Origin of the sequence: Streptomyces odontotermitis (assembly GCF_050510915.1) — a bacterium.
Taxonomy (GTDB): domain Bacteria; phylum Actinomycetota; class Actinomycetes; order Streptomycetales; family Streptomycetaceae; genus Streptomyces.
In genome coordinates this window covers 42895-65292 of sequence record NZ_JBNJLS010000022.1, presented here as the reverse complement: position 1 = coordinate 65292, position 22398 = coordinate 42895, and the positions used below count along the sequence as shown (strand labels likewise).

Annotated in this window: 19 protein-coding genes and 1 pseudogene; 6 read left to right on the top strand and 14 right to left on the bottom strand. The window is 72.2% G+C overall.

Features of this window, described 5'->3' with window-relative positions; genetic code table 11:
* Positions 1–9: 9 nt before the first annotated feature.
* Positions 10–288, top strand: coding sequence for an SGM_3592 family protein (locus ACQB60_RS38040; RefSeq protein WP_496930662.1), 279 nt, complete (start codon positions 10–12; stop codon positions 286–288).
* A gap of 382 nt (positions 289–670) precedes the next feature.
* On the opposite strand, the gene ACQB60_RS38035 is transcribed toward ACQB60_RS38040, so the two are convergent.
* The 9 genes from ACQB60_RS38035 to ACQB60_RS37995 form a co-directional block, all read right to left on the bottom strand.
* The gene (locus tag ACQB60_RS38035; protein ID WP_496930661.1) at positions 671–1495 is read right to left on the bottom strand and encodes an HAD family hydrolase; all 825 of its coding nucleotides are present in this window, start codon (positions 1493–1495) and stop codon (positions 671–673) included.
* Positions 1492–2769 (bottom strand): serine--tRNA ligase, encoded by a 1278-nt coding sequence (gene serS, locus ACQB60_RS38030; RefSeq protein ID WP_496930660.1) that lies wholly within the window; start codon positions 2767–2769, stop codon positions 1492–1494. The genes ACQB60_RS38035 and serS overlap by 4 nt, the downstream gene beginning before the upstream one ends.
* Positions 2770–3518: 749 nt before the next feature.
* Entirely contained in the window at positions 3519–4454 is a 936-nt protein-coding gene (pheA, locus tag ACQB60_RS38025; protein ID WP_496930659.1) for a prephenate dehydratase, read from the bottom strand.
* A 166-nt stretch (positions 4455–4620) separates the two neighbouring features.
* Positions 4621–5955, bottom strand: a complete 1335-nt coding sequence (gene efeB, locus ACQB60_RS38020) for an iron uptake transporter deferrochelatase/peroxidase subunit (protein ID WP_496930658.1) — start codon at positions 5953–5955, stop codon at positions 4621–4623.
* Between the two features lie 6 nt (positions 5956–5961).
* Complete coding sequence (locus ACQB60_RS38015; RefSeq protein WP_496930657.1) at positions 5962–8067, bottom strand: copper resistance CopC/CopD family protein; 2106 nt, start codon at positions 8065–8067, stop codon at positions 5962–5964.
* Between the two features lie 13 nt (positions 8068–8080).
* Positions 8081–8605, bottom strand: coding sequence for a copper chaperone PCu(A)C (locus ACQB60_RS38010; RefSeq protein ID WP_496930656.1), 525 nt, complete (start codon positions 8603–8605; stop codon positions 8081–8083).
* On the bottom strand, positions 8602–9294 hold the full coding sequence (locus ACQB60_RS38005) for an SCO family protein (protein ID WP_496930655.1): 693 nt from the start codon (positions 9292–9294) through the stop codon (positions 8602–8604). Before ACQB60_RS38005 ends, ACQB60_RS38010 begins: the two co-directional genes overlap by 4 nt.
* A gap of 101 nt (positions 9295–9395) precedes the next feature.
* Entirely contained in the window at positions 9396–10127 is a 732-nt protein-coding gene (locus ACQB60_RS38000) for a YcnI family copper-binding membrane protein (protein WP_496930654.1), read from the bottom strand.
* A gap of 174 nt (positions 10128–10301) precedes the next feature.
* Positions 10302–11228 (bottom strand): hypothetical protein, encoded by a 927-nt coding sequence (locus tag ACQB60_RS37995; RefSeq protein ID WP_496930653.1) that lies wholly within the window; start codon positions 11226–11228, stop codon positions 10302–10304.
* Positions 11229–11539: 311 nt separating this feature from the next.
* On the opposite strand from ACQB60_RS37995, the gene ACQB60_RS37990 reads away from it, so the two are divergent.
* The 3 genes from ACQB60_RS37990 to ACQB60_RS37980 all read left to right on the top strand — a co-directional run bounded on the left by ACQB60_RS37990 (position 11540) and on the right by ACQB60_RS37980 (position 15140).
* Positions 11540–12010, top strand: a complete 471-nt coding sequence (locus ACQB60_RS37990) for an ATP-binding protein (protein ID WP_496930652.1) — start codon at positions 11540–11542, stop codon at positions 12008–12010.
* A gap of 93 nt (positions 12011–12103) precedes the next feature.
* Positions 12104–13846 (top strand): AMP-binding protein, encoded by a 1743-nt coding sequence (locus ACQB60_RS37985; RefSeq protein ID WP_496930651.1) that lies wholly within the window; start codon positions 12104–12106, stop codon positions 13844–13846.
* A gap of 298 nt (positions 13847–14144) precedes the next feature.
* Positions 14145–15140, top strand: a complete 996-nt coding sequence (locus ACQB60_RS37980; protein ID WP_496930650.1) for a transaldolase family protein — start codon at positions 14145–14147, stop codon at positions 15138–15140.
* A gap of 227 nt (positions 15141–15367) precedes the next feature.
* On the opposite strand, the pseudogene ACQB60_RS37975 reads toward ACQB60_RS37980, so the two are convergent.
* The 3 genes and pseudogenes from ACQB60_RS37975 to pdxR all read right to left on the bottom strand — a co-directional run.
* A pseudogene (locus ACQB60_RS37975) lies at positions 15368–15493 on the bottom strand (aldo/keto reductase); the annotation flags it as partial.
* A 130-nt stretch (positions 15494–15623) separates the two neighbouring features.
* Positions 15624–16004 (bottom strand): hypothetical protein, encoded by a 381-nt coding sequence (locus ACQB60_RS37970; protein WP_496930649.1) that lies wholly within the window; start codon positions 16002–16004, stop codon positions 15624–15626.
* 43 nt (positions 16005–16047) lie between these two features.
* Positions 16048–17511, bottom strand: a complete 1464-nt coding sequence (pdxR, locus tag ACQB60_RS37965; protein ID WP_496930648.1) for a MocR-like pyridoxine biosynthesis transcription factor PdxR — start codon at positions 17509–17511, stop codon at positions 16048–16050.
* A 47-nt stretch (positions 17512–17558) separates the two neighbouring features.
* On the opposite strand from pdxR, the gene ACQB60_RS37960 reads away from it, so the two are divergent.
* Entirely contained in the window at positions 17559–18038 is a 480-nt protein-coding gene (locus ACQB60_RS37960) for a carboxymuconolactone decarboxylase family protein (protein ID WP_496930647.1), read from the top strand.
* A 92-nt stretch (positions 18039–18130) separates the two neighbouring features.
* Here the strand turns inward: ACQB60_RS37960 and ACQB60_RS37955 are convergent, their stop codons facing one another.
* Together ACQB60_RS37955 and ACQB60_RS37950 are read right to left on the bottom strand one after the other, a co-directional pair.
* Complete coding sequence (locus ACQB60_RS37955; protein ID WP_496930646.1) at positions 18131–19624, bottom strand: aminopeptidase P family protein; 1494 nt, start codon at positions 19622–19624, stop codon at positions 18131–18133.
* Positions 19625–19723: 99 nt separating this feature from the next.
* The gene (locus ACQB60_RS37950; protein WP_496930645.1) at positions 19724–21253 is read right to left on the bottom strand and encodes a PP2C family protein-serine/threonine phosphatase; all 1530 of its coding nucleotides are present in this window, start codon (positions 21251–21253) and stop codon (positions 19724–19726) included.
* Positions 21254–21712: 459 nt separating this feature from the next.
* Here ACQB60_RS37950 and ACQB60_RS37945 point away from each other — a divergent pair, with 459 nt between their 5' ends.
* A complete protein-coding gene (locus ACQB60_RS37945; protein ID WP_496930644.1) occupies positions 21713–22390 on the top strand; it encodes a bifunctional DNA primase/polymerase in 678 nt (225 codons plus the stop codon).
* Positions 22391–22398: the final 8 nt, after the last annotated feature.

Genomic DNA, 22398 nt, shown 5'->3' with positions numbered 1-22398 from the left:
GGTGTCGGTGTGGCATCGCAGCAGGGAGAGAGCCCCGGTGGCCCGGACGGCCCCAGCGGCCCGGACGGCCCCGGTGGCTCCGGTGGTCCCGGTGAGTGGGACGACGTCGTCCTGGACGAGAGTTTCGTACGGTCCGCGGAGGCCGCTGAGCCGTCCGCCCGCGCGCGGATGCTGAGTGCCCGGTGGCAGGCGGAGGGGGCGCCCGATCCACAGCCGTGGCGCTCGGACGAGCCGCCCGCGGGGTGGTTCTTCAGCCGGGTGCGGCGGCGCCGGTGGCGGCGCCGGTAGGTCATGGGGCGCCGGGCGAGTCCCTACGGTTCGGGTACGTCCGTACGGCGTCGGGCTCCGAATAATTCGGTGGCGGCCAACTGGCGCGCGGGGCACAGTAATTGTGTCAGCGCCGGAGGGGCGCCATCTACGGGGAGAGGAGCTCGGCATGTTCATCAGCAGTTCGTCGAGCTCCCGACAGGGCAACCCGCGGCAGGCTCCGGAGAGTCACTGACTCCGTCGAGCCCCGCTCACGGGGGAGTTGCCCGGGGCGGCCGCTTCGAGCGCGCACGATTGTTGCGCGGGCCGCCCACCCAACGTCGCAGGGCGCCCTGAAATCTTCAGGGCGCCCTGCGTTTTTGGCTTGGCCGCTGCCCGCAAGCAGCGGGCAGCGGGCGGAGTCTCAGCCGAGCAAGCGCTCCAGGACCACCGCGATGCCATCCTCCTCGTTCGACGCCGTCACCTCGTCCGCCACCGACTTGAGGTCCTCGTGGGCGTTGGACATGGCCACGCCGTGGGCGGACCAGGCGAACATGGGGATGTCGTTCGGCATGTCGCCGAAGGCGATGGTCTCCGACGCCTTCGCGCCCAGGCGGCGGGCCGCCAGCGAGAGGCCCGTGGCCTTGGAGAGGCCGAGGGGGAGGATCTCGACGATGCCCTCGCCCGCCATCGTGACGCCGACGAGGTCGCCCGCGACCTTCTTGGCCACCGCGGCCAGGGCGTCGTCGCTGAGCCCCGGATGCTGGACGTACACCTTGTTGAGCGGGGCCGCCCAGAGCTGGGAGACGTCCGTCAGGGGCGTCGCGGGGAGCGGGCCCTCCTGGACGCGGTAGCCCGGTCCCACCAGGACCTCGCCGTCGATGCCGTCGCGGCTCGCGGCGAGCGCCAGCGGGCCGATCTCGGCCTCGATCTTGGAGAGGGCGAGGCCCGCGAGCTGACGGTCCAGGGTCACCGAGGTCAGCAGGCGGTGCTCGCCCGCGTGGTAGACCTGCGCGCCCTGGCCGCACGCCGCGAGGCCCTCGTAGCCGAGGTCGTCGAGGATGTGCCGGGTCCAGGGCACCGCGCGGCCGGTCACGATGATGTGCGCGGCGCCCGCCGCGGTGATCGCGGTGAGTGCCTCGCGCGTGCGCGCCGAGACCGTGTCGTCCGAGCGCAGCAGCGTCCCGTCGAGGTCGGTGGCGACCAGCTTGTACGGGAAGGAGGGGGTGACGGGAGCAGGGTGGCTCACTTGGTGATGGGCTCCAAGATCTCTCGGCCGCCGAGGTACGGGCGCAGGATCTCGGGCACACGCACCGAGCCGTCGGCCAGCTGGTGGTTCTCCAGGATGGCCACGATCGTGCGCGGAACGGCGCACAGCGTGCCGTTCAGCGTGGCGAGCGGCTGGACCTTCTTCCCGTCGCGCATGCGGATCGAGAGGCGGCGGGCCTGGAAGCCGTCGCAGTTCGACGCCGAGGTCAGCTCGCGGTACTTGCCCTGGGTGGGGATCCACGCCTCGCAGTCGTACTTGCGGGAGGCCGAGGCGCCCAGGTCGCCCGTCGCCACGTCGATGACCTGGAAGGGGAGTTCGAGGGCGGTGAGCCACTCCTTCTCCCACTCCAGGAGGCGCTTGTGCTCGTTCTCCGCGTCGGCCGGGTCGACGTACGAGAACATCTCGACCTTGTCGAACTGGTGGACCCGGAAGATGCCGCGGGTGTCCTTGCCGTACGTGCCCGCCTCGCGGCGGTAGCAGGGCGAGAAGCCCGCGTACCGCAGGGGGAGCTTGTCGGCGTCGATGATCTCGTCCATGTGGTACGCGGCGAGCGGGACCTCGGAGGTGCCGACCAGGTAGTAGTCGTCCTTCTCCAGGTGGTACACGTTCTCCGCGGCCTGGCCGAGGAAGCCGGTGCCCTCCATGGCGCGCGGGCGGACCAGGGCCGGCGTCAGCATCGGCGTGAACCCGGCCTCGGTGGCGCGCGCGATGGCCGCGTTGACCAGCGCCAGCTCGAGCAGGGCGCCGACGCCCGTCAGGTAGTAGAAGCGCGAGCCCGAGACCTTCGCCCCGCGCTCCATGTCGATGGCGCCGAGCGCCTCGCCGAGCTCCAGGTGGTCCTTGGGCTCGAAGCCCTCGGCGGCGAAGTCGCGCGGGGTGCCGATGGTGTCGAGGACGACGAAGTCCTCCTCGCCGCCGACCGGGACGTCCTCGTGGACGATGTTGCCGAGCTGGAGGAGGAGGCGCTTGGTCTCCTCGTCGGCCTCGTCCTGTGCGGCGTCGGCGGCCTTGACCGCGGCGGAGAGCTCGCCCGCCTTCTTCAGGAGCTCGGCCTTCTCGTCTCCGGAAGCCTTGGGGATGAGCTTGCCGAGCGCCTTCTGCTCGGAGCGCAGCTCGTCGAACCGGACCCCGGACGACCTGCGTCGCTCGTCGGCGGAGAGCAGGGCGTCGACGAGCGCGACGTCCTCTCCACGGGCGCGCTGAGAGGCGCGCACACGGTCGGGGTCCTCACGAAGCAGGCGAAGGTCAATCACCCCACCAGGCTACCGGTGTGCGGTTCCGGCCCACGACTCGATATTGCATTGTGTGGTGCTTTGTCCGTTTTGAGGGGTCGGAATAGATCCTTGATCCCGTCTCCTCCCCTATCCCTTCCTTATCTCTCCTTATCTCTTGCCGTCCTTTCCCGATCTCTTGCCGTCCCTTCCCGGCACTTCTTGACCCTTCCCGCCACTCTCCTCGGCGCGCTTCCCCAGGGCCGCGTCGCGCCCTCCCCGGCCGTTTCTCGACGGTGGATCACGTCAAGGGAAAAGGAGCTCTTTCCCCGAAATGGGGCAGATCGCGGGGTTCGAGATTGACCGGATCTCCTTGTGGAGAACGGGACTTGGGACTCTGTGGGCCCGCGGTTGTCCACAGGAATGTGCGTTGCGGATGAGTTATCCACAGGGTGTGCGAAAGATCTGTGGATGCCGGAAGAGATCGTTCCGAAAGCCGCATGCCCGGCTGAGGATTCCCGGGTCAAACCACCCTCACACCCACTTTCGAGTGGAAATGCTTCGCTCCAAAGAGTTGATCAATGGAAAAGGGTGGACGACGGGTGACGTGCGGGGCTGTGGATGGACTTGGGGCCTGTAGGCCGATTTGTCGACCATGTCGTGGTTCGTTGTCGACTTGTCCCCAGGTCGAGTTGGGGACCTGTGGATAACTTCTGTGGATGACGCAAATCTGCAGGTAGGAATGGTGGTCGGCCCCGTCACGACGGGGCCCAAACGGCGAGAACCAGCCGTTAGAACCGGCCGTCCTGGCAGCGCACCAGCCAGTCCGAGGCGGCCAGGAACTCGGTGTCGGAGGTCCCGATCCGCGGCTCCCGTACGTCGGCGGGGCTGACGCCCGCACGCGGGTACGAGCCGAGGAAGCGCACCTGGGGGCAGATCCGCTTGAGCCCCATCAGGGCCTCCCCCACGCGCCGGTCGGCGACATGGCCCTCGGCGTCGATGGCGAAGCAGTAGTTGCCGATGCCCTCGCCGGTGGGCCGGGACTGGAGCAGCATCAGGTTGACCCCGCGCACCGCGAACTCCTGGAGGAGCTCGAGCAGGGCGCCCGGGTGGTCGTCGCGCTGCCAGACGACGAGGGAGGTCTTGTCGGCGCCGGTCGGGGCGGCCGGGCGGGCCGGGCGGCCGACCAGGACGAAGCGGGTCGCGGCGTTCGCGGCGTCGTGGATGTCGGTGACCAGCGGCTCCAGGCCGTACGTCGCCGCGGCGAACTCGCCCGCGAACGCGGCGTCGAAGCGGCCCTCCTGTACCAGGCGGGCGCCGTCGGCGTTGGACGCCGCCGACTCCCACAGGGCGTCCGGGAGGTGCGCGGCGAGCCAGTTGCGCACCTGGGGCTGGGCCACCGGGTGCCCGGTGACCGTCTTGATGTCCTTGAGCTGGGTGCCGGGGCGCACGAGGAGCGCGAAGGCGATCGGCAGGAGCACCTCGCGGTAGATCATCAGCGGCTGGCCCTTGGCGAGCTCGTCGACGGTCGTGGTGACGCCGCCCTCGACGGAGTTCTCGATCGGCACCAGCGCCGCCGCGGCCTCTCCGCCCCGCACCGCGTCCAGGGCGGCCGGCACGGACACCATGGGGACGAGCTCCCGGGTGGCGGCTTCGGGGAGCGTGCGGAGAGCGGCCTCGGTGAAGGTGCCCTCGGGGCCGAGATAGGTGTAGCGCGTCGCCGACATACGGTCACCCTAATGGGCCGGACGTGGCCCGGCTCACGCGTCTCAGAGAGCGACCCGGGGCCCGACGAGCCCGCCGGGCCCCCGTTCTCCGGGCCGGAGAGCACCCCAGGACCTGATCCACAGGCCAGACCACACCACACCACACCACACCAGGCCAGGCCAGGCTCTAGCCCTCCAGGAGCGCCTGGCCCACGTAGCCGCCCTCGGCCGCGCCGCCCGGCACCGCGAAGAGGCCGCTCGCCTCGTGGCGGATGAACTCCGAGAGGGCGTCGCCCCGGTCGAGCTTGCGCTGCACCGGGACGAAGCCGCGCAGTGGGTCGGCCTGCCAGCAGATGAAGAGCAGGCCCGCGTCCGGGGCTCCATGGGCGTCGAAGCCGTCGTGGAAGGAGAAGGGGCGGCGCAGCATCGCGGCGCCGCCGTTCTGGTCGGGCCGGGTGATGCGGGCGTGGGCGTTGAGCGGGATGACGTACTGGCCGTCCTTGCCGGCCTTCTGCAGGTCCGGCTCGGTCGTCTCGGTGCCGCCGGTCAGCGGGGAGCCGTCGGACTTGTGGCGGCCGATGACGTTCTCCTGGTCGCGCGGGGCGAGCTTCTCCCAGTCGTCGAGGAGCATGCGGATGCGGCGTACGACGGCATAGGAGCCGCCCGCCATCCAGGTCGGGTCGCTCTTCGCCGGGACGAAGATGCGCTGGTCGAAGTCCTTGTCGGCGGGCTTCGGGTTGTTGGTGCCGTCGATCTGGCCCATGAGGTTGCGGGTGGTCATGGGGTGGGCGGTGGCTCCGGGGGAGCGGTTGAAGCCACTCATCTGCCAGCGGATCCTCGCCGCCTTGCCCGCGTCCTGCTGGAGGGTGCGCAGGGCATGGAAGGCGACGAGGGAGTCGTTGGCGCCGATCTGGACCCACAGGTCGCCGTTGCTGCGCGCCTTGTCGAGGTGGTCGGAGGAGAAGTCGGGCAGCGGGTCGAGGGCGACGGGACGCTGCTTCTCCAGGCCGGTGCGGGCGAAGAAGCTGTGCCCGAAGCCGAAGGTGACGGTGAGGGACGACGGACCCGCGTCCCGGGCGATGTCGGTGTCGCCGCTGACCGGCTCACCGGACATGAGGCGGGCGGCGGTCGAGGACCAGCGGCGCAGCAGGGCCGCCGCCTCCTTGCGGCCCGCGCCCGCCGCCAGGTCGAAGGCGATCAGGTGACCGTTGGCCTGCATCGGGGTGGTGATGCCGGGCTGATGTTTCCCGTGAAACATGACGGTGTCGGCGCCGAGCGAGGTCAGCGGGGCGTGGGAGCCCTTGGCGTCGGCGGGGTCCGAGGGCGCCGCCGCGTAGCCGACGGCGCCGCCCGCCGCGCCGAGGGCGAGGCCGGTCGCACCCGCGGTGCCGAGGAGGCGCCGCCGCGAAATGGTGCGGTCCGTCCGGGAGTTGGCCGTGTCGGTGGCCGGGGAGTCCGTCCGGGAGACCGTCTCGGGGCGTCCCGTCCCGCTGCCCGCTCGTCCCGTCCCGTTGTCCGCCATGGTGGTTCAGCCGATCTGCGCGTACTTGTTCACGGTCACTTGGTCGATGTCGGAGGTGCGCACGGTCACCGCGACCTTCCACTTGCCTGCCATCGGGATCTGCACGCCGCTCGCGCTCCAGTGTCCCGTGGTGATGTGGTCGGGCGAGACGGGCAGCGGGCCGACGTCCTTCTCCTTGAGGGTGAAGGAGACCTTGACCTCGGGGATGTCGAAGGCGCTGCCGTTCGGGCGCTTCACATAGACGTGCAGGTCGTTGCTGCCGGTGCGGCCCGGGTCCAGGTCGAGCTGGACGGTGCCCTTGCCGTCGCTGCCGCCGGTGTCGAAGGGGACCTTGAGGGTGAGGGGTCCGGCCTCCTTGGGGGCGGAGGCTGCGGCGCCCGACTGCGCGGCCTCCTCCTCGGTGCGCCCCGGTTCCGTGGTGGTGAGGATCGTCGTGACGGCGAGCAGGACGACGGCGACGCCCGCCTCGGCGAGGACCGAGCGGCGCAGGCCCGTGCGGTGCGGGTCGGCGTCGCGGATGCGCTTCTCGCGGGCGGTGGCCATGGCGGCCTGCTGGCGGGCGAGTTGGGCGGCGCGCCGGGTGTCGGCGGGCTTGCCGGTGCCTTCCTTGCCGCCTTCCTTGCCCTGGCCGGTGCCTTCCTTGCCCCGGCCGGTGTCGGCCTCGGTGTCGGCGGAGGCCGGGACCGTCACCGGCTCCTCGGCGCGGGTGCGCTGCTCGACCACCGTCGCGGCCGCCGCCTCGGGCGCCATGCCCCCGGCCGAGCCCAGGATCCGGCCCGTCCAGCGGCGCGAGATCCACGCGATGCCGACCAGGACGACGACCAGGCCGACCTTGACGAGGAGCAGCTGCCCGTACGACGTGCCGGTGAGCGCCGACCACGAGCCGACCTGGCGCCAGGACTGGTAGAGCCCGGTGGCGACCAGGGCGATGACGCTGCCGAAGGCGAGGCGGGAGAAGCGGCTGACGGCGGCGGCCTCGATGTCGGGCGTGCGGTAGAGCGCGACGAGGAGCGTGGCGAGACCGCCGAGCCAGGCGGCGACGGCCAGCAGGTGCAGCACGTCCACGGGCATCGCGAGCCCCGCCTGGATGCCGGTCGAGGCGTGCTCGGCCATCGCCCAGGTCGCGGCGAGGCCGATGGCGACGACGGTGCCGCCGATGGCGAGGCCGAAGGTGAGGTCCTTCTTGGAGGCAGCCGCGGCCGCCGCGGCTTCTGCCGTCTTGGCCGCGGCCCCGTCGGAGTCGTCCCCGTCGGAGCCGTCCCCGCCGGTGGCGGTGCTCTCCTCGTCCCGCTTCACGTACGCCCCGAAGAGCACCGCGATGAACAGGGCGGCCGCCGCGAGCAGCAGCAGCCGGGAGACCAGGGCCGCGCCCGACTTGGACTGCAGGACCTGGCCGAGCTCGCCCATGTCGAAGGCGTCCCCGAGCTTTCCGGAGCCGGTGTAGGGCGCGCGCAGCAGGAGCAGCGCGAGGGTGGCGGCGGTGAGCGCGATCCAGCCGGAGGTGATGAGCCGCTGCACGGGCCGGGCGCCCGCGCCGCGCTGCCAGCAGGCGAGGACGAAGGCGGCACCGCCGACGACGAGGACGAATCCGGCGTACGAGATGTAGCGCGCGGTGTCATAGAGCGCGCCGACGAGTCCGCCGCCGACCTCCTGGTCGGGCAGGGTGGCCTTGGTCTTCGACGGGGCGCCGATGGAGAAGGTGAAGGCCCCGGCGACGGGGTGGCTGTCGGCGGAGACGACCTGGTAGGCGACGGTGAAGGTGCCGTCGGGCAGCCCCGGCTTGAGCGTCACGCCGTAGGTGTGGTTGCCGAGGTCACTGGTCTTGCCGGTGTCGGCGCGCTTGCCGGCCGGGTCGAGCACGCGCACCGACCCGTCCGACATGGCGACCTTCTCGGAGAAGGTGAGCGACACCCGCTCGGGTGCCTTGTCGACCACCGCTCCCTGCTTGGGGTCGCTCCCGGTCAGCGCGGCGTGCGCCGAGGCGGGCGCCGCGGTGGCGAACAGGGCGCCGATGAGCACGGTGGCGAGCAACAGCAGCCGGCCGAGGCCGGGCGCCGCGCAGCGGGGTGCTCCGGACCGGGACCTTCCGAAGCGGGGAGCAATGGTCTGCATCTACGTCAATCCCTCAGTGCTGGTGGGGCTTCGGGTTGTACGTGGCTTCCTTCACCGGGACCGTGACGGTGATCGGGTCCGACTTCTGGAAGTGCAGCGTCACCTCGACCTTGTCGCCCTGCTTCGGCTTGTGCTTCAGCTTTTCGAACATGAGGTGGTTGCCGCCGCGGGCGAAGTCGAGCTCACCGCCCGCCGGGACGTCGAAGGACTTCTCCTCCTTCATCGCGTTGTTCTTGGTGCTGTGCAGCGTCACGGCGGCCGCGATGTCGCTGGTGACCGAGGTGAGCTTGTCGGCGCCGCCGGTGTTCTTCAGGGTGAAGAAGCCGGAAGCCATCGACGGCATCGAGGGCGCGGGCATGAAGGCGTCGCTGACCTTGATGGCAGGCTTCGCGCCGGCCTTCTCGGCCGCCTTCGTCTTCGTGTCCTTGGAGCCGGAGTCGGAGTCCGAGCAGCCGGTGAGGGCGAGCGCGCCCGTCAGGGCTATGGCGCCGCAGGCGAGGGCGCGGCGGTTCGTGCGGTGGTACGGGTGGTGCTTCACGGGTTCTGTCCCTTGAGAATCTTGGGGAGGTCCTTCTCGTACTCCTCGACGCGGGTGTCCTGGCCGTTGTAGACCACGTAACCGGCGTCGTTCTTCGGGGAGAACGCGATGACCTGGGTGCCATGCATCGAGACGACCTTGTCCTTCTTGCCGTCCTTGCCCTTCTCGACCTTCGAGGGCTCGATGCTGATGCCGACCGTGCGGGCGCTGGCCTGGATGGTGGCGAAGTCACCGGTGAGGCCGATGAAGTCCGGGTCCTGGGCCTTGAGCCACTTGCCGAGCACCTCGGGGGTGTCGCGCTTGGGGTCGGTGGTGACGAAGACGACCTGGAGCTTGTCGAGCTCGGACTTCGGCAGCTTCGTGGCGAGCTGCTTCTTGGCGACGGCGATGTTGCTCATCGTCAGGGGGCAGACGTCCGGGCAGTTGGTGTAGCCGAAGTACAGGAGCGTCGGCTTGCCCTTGGTCTGCTCGCGCAGGTCGTACTTCTTGCCGTGCGTGTCCGTGAGGATCATGTCCGGCTTCTTGAACGGCTTGTCGAGCACGGTCGCGGCCTTGTCCGAGCCCGCCTCCGTGGAGACGTCCGCGATCGGCGAGTTGCCCTTGTCACCGCCGCCACAGGCGGACAGCGTCAGGGTGGCCGCGGCCAGCAGGGCGGCGGCGAGGAGCTTGTGCTTGCTCTTCTTGCGCATACGAAAATGTCCCAGATGTGAGGGGGCCGGGGCGCACCGGGGGCCTGGTTCGGGGCCTGTCCTGCGGACCTGCCCGGCCCCCGGTGCGGGCCCGAGGTGGCTCAGCCGTTGGTACGCCGACGGCCCGCGAGCACGCCGAACGCCACGCCGATCACGCCGACGGCGATGCCGACGACGCCGAGGACGCGGGCGGTGGAGTCGGAGGAGTCCGCGTCGGACGCGGCCTTCTCGGTCTTGTCGTCGTGGCCGGACTTGGCGTCGTCGCCGGAGGCCGCGGCGCCGCCGTGGTGGTCATCGGAGGCGGCGGTCAGCGCGAGGGTGGGCGCCGGGTGCTCCGGCTCCTCCTGGCCCTTCTGCTGCGGCTCGATCCAGCGGACGACGTTCTTGTTGGAGTACGTCTGGACGGCCTTGAAGACGAGCTGGTCGGCGTTCTCGGGCAGGGCGCCGATGGAGAGCGGGAACTTCTGGAAGGTGCCCGGCTCGATGCCCTTGCCGTCGGCGGTCCAGGTGACCTTGGAGACGGCCTCGTCGATCTTCTCGCCGTGCATCTCCAGGGGCTTGTCGAGCTTGCTCTTGGTGACCTTCACGTCCCAGCCGGCGACGGGCTGCGTCATGACCGAGGCGAGCGGGTGGTCGGCGGGGAAGGAGACCTCGAGCTTGGTGGTCGACGCCTTGTCGTCCTCGTTGGGCACCTTGAAGTTGACGGTCGCGTACCCGCCCTTGGCGGCCTCGCCCTCCGGCGAGACGCTGACGTGCGCGAAGGCGGGGGCGGAGAGGCCGAGCACGGCGACGGCGGCGACGGCGGACGTGGCGGCGATACGGGACATCTTCATGGCAGAAACACTCCACTTTGGGCAGTGGTGAACAGGGGAAGGTGCGGCGTCCCGCGAGGGCGCGGGCGCGCGTGGGTGCGCGGCGCGAGCGCACCTCTTCCTGGAGTCCCGTTCCTGGGGTTCCGTTCTTGGAGTCCGGGGAGCCCCGGGAGTCCCGGTGGGGAGTGCGTCGCGTCAGGCGGCGAGAGCGAAGGCGTCCGCCGCGGGCGGGCCGCGCCTGATCAGCGTGTTCTTCAGCGCCGTGGTGCGGGGCCTGGCGAGGTCGGGCCCCGCGTGGGCGGCGGCGCGGACCGCGCCGGGTGCCGGCGTGCCGGGCAGGCCCGCCCGCAGCGAGCGCACCAGGGCGAAGGCGGCGCGCAACGACCGTACGAGTGCCGCCTGGGCGACCTCCTGGGCGCCCTGTGCCGAGAGCCGGACGATGCGGAGCAGCGCGAGGTCGCCCCGGCGCAGCAGCCACCCGGCGGCGACGGCCGCGAGGACGTGCGCCAGGAGCATCGGCAGGGACGGCAGCAGCGACATTCCGGGCATGGTGCCCATCGCGTCCATGGCCGCGTCCGCCGAGGACGCCCCCGAACCGGACCCCATCGCGTGCTGCCCCGCGTGGCCCATGACGTGACCGCCCATGGCCCCCGAGCCCGCTCCGGCCGCGGAGCCGGAGCCGTCGGGGCCGGAGCCGTCGGGGCCGAGGCCCGCGCCCGCGAGGATCCGCTGGGCCTGGACCGGGCTGATCGTCGCGGTGCCCGCCCCGCACACGAAGCGCGCGGCACGCTCGACGAGCGAGGAGCCGCCTGAGGAGCCGGAGCCCCCGGAGCCCATCGCGGCACCGTGCTGGCCGAGCCCGAACAGGGCGTGCAGACCGAGCTGTCCCGCGGCGAGCGCGGCGGCGATGCCGGGCAGCGAACGCGCCCGTCCGGTCAGCGGCACCACGAGGACGAGAACGGCGAGGAACCCGGCGCCGAGCGTCCACAGCGGGACGGCGGCGCAGGAAGCGAGCACATGTCCCCCCGCGGACAGCACGACGCAGACCGCGGCGAACACCGTGGCCCTGAGCAGCCGGAGATCGACTCCGCCGGCCGCGCGCTGGTGGGGGGTAGCAGACATGGCCGGGTCATCATTGCACTGGCCTTACCCGTCCCATACGGCAGGTCGAGAAGCCCGTCCGGATCCGTGACCGGCGCGTTGCCTTCTCGTGGGGCGTACGGCTGTGGCGCACGGCTCCCACGGGCACGCAGCGCACGCCCCCAGCGTGCGGGGCCCGCGTGCCGGGTCTCCTACACCGATTCCAGTCCCCTGTGCATCCGCCGTATGGGCGGCATCACTTCAACTGGGCGCTTATGTACGGCCGCTCGGGGCAATACGTATCGGTATGTCGAGCCGCGGCCGGGGGGCCGCGCTAGCCGGGAGGCGCGAGCATGAGCATCTGGTGGTCCCTGCATCTGCGCCGGGACGTCGAGAGCGTGCCGCTCGCCCGTCGTCTGCTGATCGGCACCATGGAGACCGCGGGCGTCGACCCGGACGTCTCGTACGACCTGTCCGTCGCCCTCAGCGAGGCGTGCGCCAACGCCGTGGAGCACGGCGGCGCCCCGGTGCCGGGGAGCGAGCCGGCGGGGGCGTACCGCGTGACCGCGTATCTGGACGGCGACACGTGCCGCATCGAAGTGGCCGACTCGGGGCCGGGGTTCCCGGCCCGCCGCCCCGCGCCGGGCACGGCCGCGCTGCCCGCCCCGGCCGCCGAGACCGCCGAGCACGGCCGCGGTCTGCACCTGATCAAGGAGCTCGCCGACCACGTCCACCTCGGCAACAAGCCGGGCCGCGGTGGAGCGGTGATCAGCTTCGACAAGATCATCAAGTGGCGGGACGACACCCCGCTGGTGACGGCGTAGGACACCGAACAGTCCCGCACGGCCCTGGAGCGGTGGCCCCCGTCCTGCTGGGATGGGGGCACAGCTACGACCGCTTCCCAGAGGTGAGGGCACATGACGGCATCCGACGCCACCCGGGACTTCCGCACCGCGCGGGACTTCCTGCTGCGTCATCGCGAGGACTACGAGACCGCGTACGAGGGCTTCGCGTGGCCGCGGCCCGAGCGGTTCAACTGGGCCCTCGACTGGTTCGACGTCATCGCCGCCGGGAACGACCGCACCGCGCTGCACATCGTGGAGGAGAACGGCGACGAGCTGCGGGTGTCGTTCGAGGAGCTGGCGCGCCGCTCCGACCAGGTCGCCAACTGGCTGCGCGCGCAGGGGGTCTCGGCCGGGGACCGGGTCGTGGTGATGCTCGGCAACCAGGTGGAGCTGTGGGAGGTGGCGCTCGCCGCGATGAAGGTGCGCGCCGTCGTCATCCCGGCGACGCCGCTGCTCGGCCCGGTGGACCTGCGGGACCGGATCGCGCGGGGGCGGGCCCGGCACGTGGTGGTGCGGGCCGAGGACACGGAGAAGTTCGCGGAGGTGCCGGGGGACTACACGCGGATCGTGGTGGGCGGCCGGGGGCCTGAGGGCGGAGGTCTGGACGGGGGAGGTCTGGACGGGGGAGGTCCGGACGGGGGAGGTCCGGACGGCTGGATCGCGTACGAGGAGTCCGGTGCCGCTCCCGTCGCCTTCACGCCGGAGGGCGAGACCCGGGCCGACGACGCGCTGATGCTGTACTTCACCTCGGGCACGACGTCGCTGCCGAAGCTGGTCGAGCACACCCATGTGTCGTATCCGGTGGGCCACTTGGCGACCATGTACTGGATCGGCCTCAAGCCCGGCGACGTGCACCTGAACATCTCCTCGCCGGGCTGGGCCAAGCACGCCTGGTCGAACCTGTTCGCGCCGTGGAACGCGGAGGCGACCGTCTTCATCCACAACTACACGCGCTTCGACGCGGGGCGGCTCATGGCGGAGATGGACCGGGCGGGGGTCACCTCGTTCTGTGCGCCGCCGACCGTGTGGCGGATGCTGATCCAGGCCGACCTGACGCAGCTCGCCGTGCCGCCGCGCGAGGTGGTGGCGGCCGGCGAGCCGCTCAACCCGGAGGTCATCGCGCGGGTGCGGGAGGCGTGGGGGGTGACGATCCGCGACGGCTTCGGGCAGACCGAGACGGCCGTGCAGGTCGCCAACTCCCCCGGCCAGCCCCTGAAGTCGGGCTCGATGGGGCGGCCCACGCCGGGCTTCCGGGTGGAGCTCCTCGACCCGGTGACCGGGGCGCCGGGAGCGGACGAGGGCGAGATCTCCCTGGACCTGGCGGCGGACCCGGTGGGCCTGATGGCGGGCTACCACGGGGACCCGGAGCGGACGGCGCAGGCGATGGCGGGCGGCTACTACCGCACCGGCGACATCGGCGCGCGGGACGCGGACGGCTACCTCACCTATGTGGGCCGCGCGGACGACGTGTTCAAGGCGTCGGACTACAAGATCTCGCCGTTCGAGCTGGAGAGCGCGCTGCTGGAGCACGAGGCGGTGGCGGAGGCGGCGGTGGTGCCCGCCCCGGACCCGGTACGGCTCGCGGTCCCGAAGGCGTACGTCGTGCTGGCCGCGGGCTTCGAACCGGGCCCGGACACCGCCAAGTTGCTCTTCGAGCACTCCCGGTCGGTGCTCGCTCCGTACAAGCGGGTGCGGCGCATCGAGTTCGGGGCGCTGCCGAAGACGGTGTCGGGGAAGATCCGGCGGATCGAGCTGCGGGAGGCGACGGCCCGCGGGTCGGAGGGGGTGGAGTACCGGGAGGAGGACTTCCGCTGACGGGTCGGTGGGCTGGTGGGCTGACGGGCTGACGGGCTGACGGGCTGACGGGCTGGCGGGTTGATGGGCTCATGCGCTCATGGGCTCATGGATTGACGGGCTGGCGGGCCGACGGGGCTGGCGGGTCGACGGGGCCGACGGGGTCGACGGGGTCGACGGGGCCGACGGGCTGGCAGGGTGCCTCCCCGCGCGCCGGAGGAGCTCGCGCCGCACGCAACCAGCCGATCTCGCAACGGACTTGGCGGACTTTGGCCGGTGCAGGTCGGAAGGTGTCGCCCGGGTGCCTACCATCGCCCGCATGACTGATGCTCGGGCCGCAGAGGTCCTCGGGCAGCTGGCCGCCGAGGGCGTCTCGCCCTGGCTGTCCGGCCCCGGGCCCGCCCTCCCGGACGCCGCCGCCCTCGCGGCGACGGTCCGCCAGGGCTTCCGGGGCGCCGCGCTGCCCGCGGGCACGCCCGCCGGTGCCGTGCGCATCACGTGCGACGTGCTGCGCGCGGTGCACGAAGGGGGCGGGCACGGGGACGGCTGGGTGTCGGTCGGCCTGCCGATGCCCGCGGGCCGGGGCGCCCGTGCCCTCGTCTCCGCCGCCCGCGCCCTGTACGGGACGGTGGACCGGCCCAACCTGCTGATCGGAGTGCCCGCGACCCCCGCCGGGGTGGAGGCCGCCGGGGCCTGTCTCGCCGAGGGGATATCGGTGGAGTCCACCGGCGTCGTCACGGCGGCCCGCGCCGAGCGGGTCCTGGACGCCCAACTGGCGGGTCTGGAAGGGGCGATGGCGTCCGGCGAGGACCTGGCGGGGCTCCTCGCGGCGATGTCCTGCGCCCTCGGACCACTCGATGACGAGGTCAACGCGGCGCTCGCGGCGCGGCGGTCCGGGGGCGGCGAGGACGGTGGGGGTGGTGGGACTGATGGGCCCACAGGGGTAACGGAGGCAACGGAGGCAGCCGAGGCAGCCGAGGCCACGGCGGAGCGGCTGCGGGACGCTGCGGGGCTCAGCACCGCCCGGGTGCTGCACCGGCTGCGCGAGGAGCGGCTCGGCGACGACTGGTGGCGGGTGCTGCGGGCGGCGGGCGCGGGCCCCCCGCTCCTGGTGTGGCGGGACTCGGCGGCCCGCCATGTCACGGACGTCGTCGGCTGGAACACGGGGCATGTGCTCACGGAGTCCGTGGTGGCGGAGGTCGCGGCGTCCGCGGGCGGCGGGCCTCGGGGGGACACCCTCATGGCGGGCTGGGAGGAGGCGCGCGGGGTGCTGCGCGAGCTGCGCGACCTGGGGGTGCTGCCGGGGGACTTCTGACCTCGTCCGGTCGGCTCGCTCTTCGCCGCCCGCCTCGTCCGGTCGCCGAAGTCCCCCTCGCCGTACGCCTGGTGGGGCGCCGTGGTCACACCCCGGCGCCACCGCGCAGGCCACCACTCAAGCCGCCACGCAAGCCACCACGAAAAGGGCTGCGCCCCGGCCTGCGCCACCTTCGAAAGCCGCTCGTACTGCGCGTCCGAGAGCCGCACCCCCAGCGCCCCCACGTTCTCCTCCAGGTGCGCCACCGAGGTGGTGCCCGGGATGGGCAGGGCCGTCGCGGAGCGGCGCAGCAGCCAGGCGAGGGCGACCTGGGCAGTCGTGACGCCCAACTCCTCGGCGACGGCAGCGACTTCGCCGCCCGCCTGGGCGTGCGCAGCTGTTCGACAGTCACCTCGGACAGGCCGATGTGGCGGACCTTGCCCTCGTCCCGGAGCTGCTTCAGGGCACCGATCTGGTCGGCGAGCGGCACCCTTCCCCAAGCTCTCAACTACGTTCGAGCAGGGGAGACCCCATTGGTGGGGGACGGCCGCAGGACGCCCACCTTGGTGGCGACCACGACGTTGTCCGCGTACGGGTGCAGGGCCTCGGCCACCAGCTCCTCGTTCTCGCCGAGCGCGTACGAGTCGGCCCCGGGCCGAGGTCGTCGTAGCCGGGCTCGGGCGCCGCGGCCAGGCGCATGGCGCCGTATCCGATGCGGCTGACCGGCAGGTCGCCGCCGAGGGCGAAGGTGGTCTCGACGTCGGTGCGCGTGGTCACGTCGGCGTGCGCGTTCACGTCGAAGTGCGTGCTCACGTCGGAGTGCGTGCTCACGTCGGAGTGCGTGCTCACGTCGGAGTGCGTGCTCACGTCGGAGTGCGTGCTCATGATGTGTCCCCATCCACCCATAAGGGGCGGCTATTTCGGCAGGTCACACAGGTGGCAGGGCCCGGCACAGCGCGTCGAGCGCCGCCCCGTACGCGTGCTCGGCCGGGGTCGCGTACCCGACGACGAGCCCGTCCCGGTGCGGCGTCGTCGCCTCGGGGTGGCGGAACTCGGCGAGCGGGTCGAGGGCGACGCCGTGCCAGGCGGCGGCCTTCGCGGCGGACTGCTCGGTGCCGGCGGGGAGGTGGAGCACCGCGTGCAGCCCGGCGGCGATGCCGGTCACCGTGATGTGCGGGGCGTGCTCGGCGAGCGCGGCCACGAGCCGGTCCCGGCGCCGCCGGTAGTGCTGCCGCATCCGCCGTACGTGCCGGTCGTAGCGCCCCGACGCGAGGAACTCCGCGAGCGTCAGCTGGTCCAGGACGCTCGCCCATGCCTCCCGCTCCCCCTTCGCGTCGAGCACGGGCCCGACGAGGTGCTCGGGCAGCACCATCCAGCCGAGCCGCACCGCGGGGGAGAGACTCTTGCTCACCGACCCGATGTAGACGACGTGTTCGGGCCCAAGCCCCTGCACCGCCCCGACCGGCTCCCGGTCGTAGCGGAACTCCCCGTCGTAGTCGTCCTCCAGGACGAGCCCGCCCCGCGCCACCGCCCAGTCCACGACGGCCGCCCGCCGCTCGGGGTGGAGCGGCCCCCCGGTGGGGAACTGGTGCGCGGGCGTGAGCAGCGCGGCCCGCACCCTCGGCGCCGCTCCGGCCAACTCCCCCACCCGGGCCCCGTGTTTGTCGATCCCCAGCGGCACGGTCCGCACCCCCGCGGTGGCGAGCAGCGAGCGATGGAAGCCGAGCCCGTACGACTCCACGGCAATGGGGTATCCCCTGCTCGATCGAGGCCGAGAGCTTGGGGAAGGCCCGCGTACGACACCTCCGGTGCCCTGCCCGAACAGCAGCCGCAGCGCGTGCGCGAAGCCGGAGCAGATCACGATCCGCCCGGGCTCGGCACGCACGCCGCGCGCCCGCGCCAGATAGTCCGCGAGCGCCCGCCGCAGCTCGATCCGGCCCCGGGGATCGCCGGGCCCGAACGCCTCGTTGGGCGCCGCACCGAGGGCGCGCCGGGCGGCGGCGAGCCAGGCGGTACGGGGGAACGAGGCGGCGTCCGGCCGGCCCTGGCGCAGGTTGTGCGCGGGCACGGACGACGTGTCCGTGGGAGCGGACTGGGGAACCCGTACGGGCTTCGGCGGCGCCGCCCGGTGCGCGACCCGCGTCCCCGAGCCCTGCCGCGCGGTGAGCCAGCCCTCGGCGACCAGCTCGGCGTAGGCGTCGGCGACGGTGTTGCGGGCGAGGCCGAGGTCGGCGGCGAGGGTGCGGTAGGGCGGCAGCCGCGTGCCCGGCGCGAGCCGCCCCGCGCGTACGGCGTCGCGCAGCGCGGTGATGAGCGCGGACCGGCGGCTGCCTGCGGCGGCGAGCTCCAGATGCAGGTCGCTGTCCCGCGAATTGACCTTGCTTTCCGGCATAAAAGTGCACCCTATACGGGGTCGATCGGCGCCCTAGATTCATGGTCATGACGACGAACGAGAACCCCACCGCCGCCGCCCGCCTGAACTTCGCCCAGGCCGCCCCGAAGATCTTCAAGGCGGTCATCGGCTTCGACGCCGCCGCCCGCGACGGCCTCGACCCGGCCCTGGTGGAGCTGATCCAGATCCGCGCCTCGCACCTCAACGGCTGTGCGTACTGCCTGCACATGCACACCAACGACGCACGCAAGGCGGGCGAGAGCGAGGACCGGCTGCACATGGTCGCGGTCTGGCGCGAGGCCCGTAACTTCTTCTCCGCCAAGGAACTCGCCGCCCTCGCCCTCACGGACGCGGTCACCCTGGTCGCCCAGGGCGGTGTCCCGGACGACGTCTACGCGCGGGCCGCCGAGCAGTTCGACGAGGAGGAGCTCTCCCACGTCCTCGGCCTGATCTTCGCGATCAACACCTGGAACCGCATCGCCCTCAGCACCGGCAAGGTCGCCGGCACGGACGAGCGCCAGGGCTGAGCCCGCACGACAAAGGGCCGAGCCCGCACGACAAGAGGGCCGGACACCCCCGAAGGATGCCCGGCCCTCTTGTACGGGTCGTACGGCGAGCCTCAGCCCTTCAGCTCCGCCATCCACGCCTCGACCTCGTCGGACCGGCGCGGCAGCCCGGCCGACAGGTTCCTGTTGCCGTCCTCGGTCACGAGGATGTCGTCCTCGATCCGCACGCCGATGCCCCGGTACTCCTCGGGCACGCTCAGGTCGTCGGCCTGGAAGTACAGCCCCGGCTCGACGGTCAGGCACATGCCGGGCTCGAGGGTCCCGTCCACGTACGTCTCGGTGCGCGCGGCCGCGCAGTCGTGCACGTCCATGCCGAGCATGTGCCCGGTGCCGTGCAGCGTCCAGCGCCGCTGGAGCCCCAGCTCCAGGACCCGCTCCACCGGGCCCTCGACCAGGCCCCACTCCACGAGCTTCTCGGCGAGCACGCGCTGCGCGGCGTCGTGGAAGTCGCGGTACTTGGCGCCCGGCCTCACGGCCGCGATGCCGGCCTCCTGGGCCTCGTACACGGCGTCGTAGATCTTCTTCTGCAGCTCGTCGAAGCGGCCGTTGATCGGCAGCGTGCGCGTGACGTCGGCGGTGTAGTACGTGTGCGTCTCCACACCGGCGTCGAGCAGCAGCAGCTCGCCCGAGCGCACCGCACCGTCGTTGCGCACCCAGTGCAGGGTGGTCGCGTGCGGACCGGCGGCGCAGATCGACCCGTAGCCGATGTCGTTGCCCTCGACGCGGGCGCGCAGGAAGAACGTGCCCTCGATGTAGCGCTCGCTGGTCGCCTCGGCCTTGTCGAGGACCTTCACGACGTCCTCGAAGCCGCGCACCGTGGAGTCCACGGCCTTCTGCAGCTCGCCGACCTCGAAGGCGTCCTTCACCAGGCGCGCCTCGGACAGGAAGACCCGCAGCTCCTCGTCGCGCTCGGCGGTGACCTTGTCGGTCAGGGCCGCCTCGATCCCGGCGTCGTAGCCGCGCACGACGCGCACCGGGCCGGTGGCCTCGCGCAGCTTGTCGGCCAGCTCGCGCACGTCGGACGCCGGAATGCCGTACAGCTTCCCGGCCTCGGTCAGCGAGTGGCGGCGGCCCACCCACAGCTCGCCGTCGCCGCTCAGCCAGAACTCGCCGTTCTCCCGGTCGGAGCGGGGCAGCAGGTACAGCGTCGCGTCGTGGCCGCCCGCCTTCTTCGGCTCCAGGACGAGGACGCCGTCCTCCGTCTGGTTGCCGGTCAGGTACGCGTACTCCACGGAGGAGCGGAAGGCGTACTCGGTGTCGTTCGACCGCGTCTTCAGGTTGCCCGCGGGGACGACGAGCCGCTCGCCCGGGAAGCGCGCCGACAGCGCGGCCCGGCGTGCGGCGGTCTCGGCGGCCTGCGCGATCGGCTCCAGGTCGTGCAGCTCGGTGTCGGCCCAGCCGGACTTCATGTTCTCGGCGAGCTCGTCGGAGACGCCCGGGTACAGGCCGTTCTTCCGCTGCTTGATGGGCTCTTCCTCGGTCTCCGCTTCCGGGCCCGCTGCGGTAGCAGCCAAATGAGATACAGCCGGGGTGACGGCGTCCGACACGGTTGCCTCCTACAAAACGACACTGGACCCCCTTCATCGTACGGAAGTACGGAAGGGGGCCCAGAGCCGGAAGACCTGTTACATCACGTACACGCCGCCTCACTCGAAACGCGCGGCGAGCAGCACGACGTCCTCGTCGCTGTCGACCGCGTCGAGCCCGTCAGGAAGCACCGCCCGCAGCACGTGGTCGGCGATCGCGCCCGGGTCCTCACGGATGCCCGGCGGCACGCTCGCGGCCGCCGCGTGCAGCCGCGCGAAGGCCCGGTCCATGGGGTCGCCGGTGCGGTGCAGCAGACCGTCCGTGTAGAGCAGCACCGTTTCCCCCGGCTCGGTGCGCAGCTCCACGCTGGGCGCCTCCCAGCAGGCCAGCATCCCGAGCGGCGCCGACAGGGAGGTCTCCACGAACTCCGTGCGCCGCTCCCCGACGACCAGCGGCGGGCTGTGCCCCGCCCCGGCCAGGACGATCTTGCGCAGGGCGGGCTCGCAGTGCGCGAAGAGCGCGGTGGCGCTGCGCGCGGGCTCGGTCAGCCGGAGCAGCAGCTCCAGGTCGGACAGGACGGCGACGGGGTCCTCGCCCTCCATCACCGCGTACGCCCGCAGGGAGGCCCGCAGCCGTCCCATCGCGGCGACCGCGCTCGGCCCCGAGCCGGTGACGGAGCCCACCGCGAGGCCGAGCGCCGCGTCCGGCAGGGGCAGCGCGTCGTACCAGTCGCCGCCGCCGCGCGGTCCGGTGCGGTGCCGGGCGGCGAGCTGCACCCCGGCGACCCGGGGGAGCCGCGAGGGCAGCAGCTCCTCGCGCAGGGTGGCCACGGTGGTGCGGGCCCGGTCGAGTTCGAGGAGCCCGGCCAGGTGTTCGGTGGCGTAGCGGACGTAGAGCCCGATCAGGTGGCGCTGCCGCTCGACGGGCTCCGCGGGCTCGTCGTACAGCCAGACGGCCGCACCGATGCGGCCCGCCGACTCGGTGGCCAGGCCCGCCGCGTAGCTCGCCGCGAAGCCGAGCCGGTTCGCGACCTCGCGCTGGCGCGGGTCGAGCGACTCGTCGGCGAGCAGGTCCGCCTGGACGACCTCGCTGAGCACGGCTGCCGTGGTCTCGGCGTTCACGTCGAGCAGCTGCCCGTACGAGGTCGCGCTGCGCGGCACCGTCTCGATGTGCCCGAGGTCGGCGCGGGCCAGGCCCAGGCCGATCGTGGTGTCCGGGCCGAGTCCGTCGGCGGGCTCGAGGACGACGAGCCCGCGCCGGGCGCCCACGAGGGCCGCGCCGGCGCGCAGGAGCTCGCGCAGCGCGTCGTCGAGGGTGGTGGTGCGGTTCAGGCGCTCGGTGAGCTCGTGCAGCGTGGTCAGGTCCGAGACCCAGCCCGCGAGCCGGTCCTGGATGAGTGCGCCCGGCGCGACGGCCGGGCTCTGAGGTTCGCCCTGGGCGTACGGCGTGGCCGCGGCGGGCGCGACAGTGTGTGCGGGTGGCGGAACAGTGGAGTCGATTCCGGCCACTTTCGGGAGGTGCGGGGCGGTCATGGCTGACGGCTTTTCGGCCGGTGCGTAATGCTCAATAGCATCGCAAACCCCCATGTCATTCTGCGCTGCCAGCAATGTCTCCACATGTACACGCACTGGTGAGGAGATGTCCAGCATTGTCCTGCCGGGATTCCTGGTGTCCAGCGGTGTACCTGGGATTTCCTTTAGTCATCGGCTCAATCCCCGTGATCTTGAGAACTTGGCCGAAAACAACCAGAGCTAAGGGCATATTGCGGTCGACTGGCATTGTTCGACAGAGCGCACAGCGGTTGCGATGGGTACGTACTCGGTGATGGCCAGGGGCAGTTGGGATCTGCCCGGAACCTGGCGCGGGAACCGGGCGTCATAACCACCGACGACCGTGCCCCGTCCGCACGTGGCTGGCGGCGAGAAATACGCGGGACGGCAATCGCCAGGTGCCGCCACCCCACGCCACGTTAACGCTCGGCCCATAGGGGTTCCCCATGCCGCAGGCTGGGGTGTGACGCGCCAGCTTGTCCGCACAGCGAAGTGATCCACCCATGGTGTGATGTGGCCCGCAGTGTCTCTGCGTGTAACGGAAAGGAACGAGCGCTCATGCGCGAGATCCTCGGAAGGCGACGCAGGCTCCTGTCCAGGCTCGGCAGCAGAAGGCCCGGCCGGAGTCCCTCAGCGATCGGCGCGGCCCTGACCTTCGCGGCCGACTGGCGCTGGCCGGTGGTCCCCGGCGTCGGTCTCGACAGCCGCGGTACCGGCCGCTGCGCCTGTCCCGACCCCGACTGCGCGGTGCCCGGTGCGCACCCGCTCGACCCGGGCCTCCTCGCCGCCACCACCGACGCGCGCATGGTCCGCTGGTGGTGGACCAACCGGCCGCAGGCCCCCGTCGTGCTGGCCACCGGCGGCCTCGCCCCGTGCGCGGTCAGCCTGCCCGCCGTCGCCGGGGCCCGCGCCCTCGCCGCGCTGGACGAGACGGATACCCGGCTCGGCCCGGTCGTGGCCACCCGGGACCGCTTCTTCCTTCTCGTCGCGCCGTACTCGATGGCCCAGTTGGGCGAGCTGCTGTACGCCAAGGACTTCGTGCCGGGCTCGCTCCGCTTCCACGGCGAGGGCGGCTACCTCGCCCTGCCGCCCTCGGCCACGGGCCAGGGTCAGGTGCGCTGGGAGCGGGCCCCGCTGCCAGGCTCGGCCGCCCCGTGGGTGCCGGATGTCGAGGCGGTCGTGGACGCGGTGGTCGACGCCCTCACTCGTACGGGTGTGAGCGCGCCCGAGTTGTAGGGGAAATG

What these genes read in the sequence shown, in the direction of transcription:
- pheA (WP_496930659.1), bottom strand. Translation starts at nt 4,454, where the DNA reads ATGTCGGCGACGCGCTACACCTATCTCGGCCCCGAGGGCACCTTCACC.
- efeB (WP_496930658.1), bottom strand. Translation starts at nt 5,955, where the DNA reads ATGGCGGACAACGGGACGGGACGAGCGGGCAGCGGGACGGGACGCCCC.
- ACQB60_RS38015 (WP_496930657.1), bottom strand. Translation starts at nt 8,067, where the DNA reads ATGCAGACCATTGCTCCCCGCTTCGGAAGGTCCCGGTCCGGAGCACCC.
- ACQB60_RS38005 (WP_496930655.1), bottom strand. Translation starts at nt 9,294, where the DNA reads ATGCGCAAGAAGAGCAAGCACAAGCTCCTCGCCGCCGCCCTGCTGGCC.
- ACQB60_RS38000 (WP_496930654.1), bottom strand. Translation starts at nt 10,127, where the DNA reads ATGAAGATGTCCCGTATCGCCGCCACGTCCGCCGTCGCCGCCGTCGCC.
- ACQB60_RS37995 (WP_496930653.1), bottom strand. Translation starts at nt 11,228, where the DNA reads ATGTCTGCTACCCCCCACCAGCGCGCGGCCGGCGGAGTCGATCTCCGG.
- ACQB60_RS37990 (WP_496930652.1), top strand. Translation starts at nt 11,540, where the DNA reads ATGAGCATCTGGTGGTCCCTGCATCTGCGCCGGGACGTCGAGAGCGTG.
- ACQB60_RS37985 (WP_496930651.1), top strand. Translation starts at nt 12,104, where the DNA reads ATGACGGCATCCGACGCCACCCGGGACTTCCGCACCGCGCGGGACTTC.
- ACQB60_RS37980 (WP_496930650.1), top strand. Translation starts at nt 14,145, where the DNA reads ATGACTGATGCTCGGGCCGCAGAGGTCCTCGGGCAGCTGGCCGCCGAG.
- ACQB60_RS37970 (WP_496930649.1), bottom strand. Translation starts at nt 16,004, where the DNA reads ATGAGCACGCACTCCGACGTGAGCACGCACTCCGACGTGAGCACGCAC.
- pdxR (WP_496930648.1), bottom strand. Translation starts at nt 17,511, where the DNA reads ATGCCGGAAAGCAAGGTCAATTCGCGGGACAGCGACCTGCATCTGGAG.
- ACQB60_RS37960 (WP_496930647.1), top strand. Translation starts at nt 17,559, where the DNA reads ATGACGACGAACGAGAACCCCACCGCCGCCGCCCGCCTGAACTTCGCC.
- ACQB60_RS37950 (WP_496930645.1), bottom strand. Translation starts at nt 21,253, where the DNA reads ATGCTGGACATCTCCTCACCAGTGCGTGTACATGTGGAGACATTGCTG.
- ACQB60_RS37945 (WP_496930644.1), top strand. Translation starts at nt 21,713, where the DNA reads ATGCGCGAGATCCTCGGAAGGCGACGCAGGCTCCTGTCCAGGCTCGGC.